Origin of the sequence: Occallatibacter sp., from assembly GCF_049582745.1 — a bacterium.
Lineage (GTDB): Bacteria > Acidobacteriota > Terriglobia > Terriglobales > Acidobacteriaceae > Telmatobacter.
Map to the genome: position 1 here is coordinate 1 of NZ_JBAUUO010000065.1, position 2,495 is coordinate 2,495.

General features: G+C 59.5%; 2 protein-coding genes. Both read right to left on the bottom strand.

Annotated features, from left to right (window positions below; translation table 11 throughout):
- Positions 1-123: 123 nt before the first annotated feature.
- Positions 124-486 carry a hypothetical protein gene (locus WCA10_RS10715; RefSeq protein ID WP_472822510.1) on the bottom strand — a complete coding sequence of 121 codons (363 nt, stop codon included), beginning with the start codon at positions 484-486 and terminating at the stop codon, positions 124-126.
- Between the two features lie 209 nt (positions 487-695).
- Positions 696-2,186, bottom strand: coding sequence for an aldehyde dehydrogenase family protein (locus WCA10_RS10720; RefSeq protein ID WP_472822511.1), 1,491 nt, complete (start codon positions 2,184-2,186; stop codon positions 696-698).
- Positions 2,187-2,495: the final 309 nt, after the last annotated feature.

Sequence of the window (2,495 nt, forward strand, 5' to 3'; positions counted from 1 at the left end):
GCTCCTTTTGTAAGCATTTAGCTACGCTTCGACAACGCAGTTATGCCACAAAAACAGCGGCCTTTTCCCACTCTCTTTTTCCCGGACCTTTACTTCTTGCCTACTCCCCGTGAGAAATGCAGGCTAATCGTACAGCGGCATGCTGTTCTCGTTATTCGCGATGATAACTTTCCCCCGGGCGGCGGTGGTTTTCCGCGCGGGAGGCACAGAGGGATTGCCGGGGTAGGTCTTTCCGTCGAAGGAAAGCACAGCCTCATACCCGGGCAGAATACCTCCTCCTTGCACGCGTACTCCGATATCGGGATGTCCGTAATTCAGCGAGGGCAGGAGCCTGATGGGAAGCTGAACGATTGTCACCCTGCCGAGCACCTTAAAGGCTGATTCAGTGGGCTGCAAGATCAGCATCGTGCATCCACCGCTGCCGCACCAACCCTGCCCTGTGACATAAACGATGTCCTCTTCGCCTTTTCCTTCATTGGTCTTCACGTTGAAGACCGCGATTCTTGTTGTTTTGTCTGGAGCGACTTTCCCGCCTGGACTTAGATAACTCCGAAGGTAAGATTTCAGTGGCTCGCTCGGGCGATTAGAAGTTGTGGCTTGAAGCCCCCGCAAAGAGCCAGTTGCCCCTGCTACAGCCAGGAGCGCTGCACCAATTGTTTTAATCCGGAATCGCATTCTCATCCTGCTTCGAAAGATCACTCCGCGTTGTCGATTTGGGCGCGCTGGAGTTTGTCGCTGTAGTCGACGTACACGGCTTTCCAGGTGGTGAAGAAGTCGAGGGCGCCCAAGCCTTCGCGGTGGCCGTTGCCGGTGTGTTTTACGCCGCCGAAGGGCAGGTGGACTTCTGCGCCGATAGTGGGCGCGTTGATGTAGGTGATGCCGGCTTCTAAATCGCGGATCGCAGTGAAGGCGCGGTTGAGGTCCTTGGTGTAGAGAGCGCTGGACAGGCCGTAGTCGATGGAGTTGGCGATCTCAATGCCCTGCTCAAAGGTGTCGAACTCGATGAGCGCGACGACGGGGCCGAAAACTTCTTCGCGCGCGATGCGCATGGAGGGCGTGACGCCGCCGAAGATGGTGGGAGCATAGAACGTGCCCTTGGCGTAGTCGCCATCGGTAAGGGGGCCGCCACCCAGGAGCAACTTTGCGCCTTCGGCCAGGGCTATGTCGACGTACTTATTCGATGTTTCAATCTGGCCGGCGTTCACCTGCGGTCCCACTTCAATCGACTCGTCGAGCCCGTTGCCGACTTTCAAAATCTCCGCTCGCTGGACGAACCTCTCGGTGAACTTCGCGGCGATTCCCTTCTGCAGAAGGATGCGGCTGGTAGCAGTGCAGCGCTGGCCTGTCGTTCCGAAAGACCCCCAGAGTGCGCCGTCGAGGGCGAGTTCGAGGTTGGCGTCGTCGAGAACGATCTGCGCATTCTTGCCGCCCATTTCGAGCGAGACTGGCTTGAAGGTGGCGGCGGCGCGCTGGGCTACGTGCGATCCGACTTCGCTGGAACCAGTGAAGCTGATGGCACGAACGTCGGGATGTTCGACAAGGGCGTTGCCGGTGGAGCCGCCGCTGCCGCTGACGATGTTAACCACGCCTGGGGGCAGGCCTGCATCGACGAGGGTCTGCACCAGGTTGTAGACGGAGATGGGCGTGTCGGTCGCCGGCTTGATGACGCAAGTGTTGCCGCCGACGAGCGCCGGAAAGAGCTTCCAGCTAGGGATGGCCATGGGGAAATTCCACGGCGTGATGAGGCCGACGACGCCTACGGGCATGCGGATGGACATGGCGAATTTGTTCTGGAGCTCGGAGGGCGTGGTCTGGCCGAAAAGGCGGCGGCCTTCGCCGGCAACGTAAAAGGCTTCGTCGATGGCTTCCTGCACGTCGCCGCGGGTCTCGGCGAGGACCTTGCCCATTTCGCGGGTCATGTCGCGGGCAAACTGCTCCTTGCGCTGCTGGAGGAGGATGCCGGCGCGGACGAGGATCTCGGCGCGCTTGGGCGCCGGAACGAGGCGCCAGGTGGCAAAGGCTTTTTTCGCGGCGGCGACGGCCTTGTCGACGTCTTCAGGGCCGGAGGATGGAAAGGAGCCGACGATGTCGTCGTGATCGGCGGGGTTGACGTTGAGGATGGTTTTGCCGCTTGCGGCCGGCACCCATTCGCCGCCGATCAGATTGTGGAACGTGGGGTAGGTCATGGTCAGGTCTCAGGGATCAGGGTTCAGAGATCAGGGGTCAGAGACCCGTGATCACGGACTCACAAACATCTGAGTTTAGCGCACCGGGGCTCAGTGTTGCCTCGGGCCAGAGTGAACGTTGCACTGATAGGTCGGTTGGATGACATTTCTGCCAATCGTTATCCGCGGCAGCGAAGGGCTGGCTAGGTGTGTGTCGGGCATAGCGTTTTGCCAAGGCTGATTCGGCGATTCGCAGGGCTGGTGTTCGATCTGGTGTGCGCAGGCAGTAATTCCGTTGGAAGCTTATAGCAAGCTTTCTGTGCGGTTTTG

Coding starts and splice junctions, on each gene's coding strand:
- WCA10_RS10720 (WP_472822511.1), bottom strand. CDS start 2,186: ATGACCTACCCCACGTTCCACAATCTGATCGGCGGCGAATGGGTGCCG.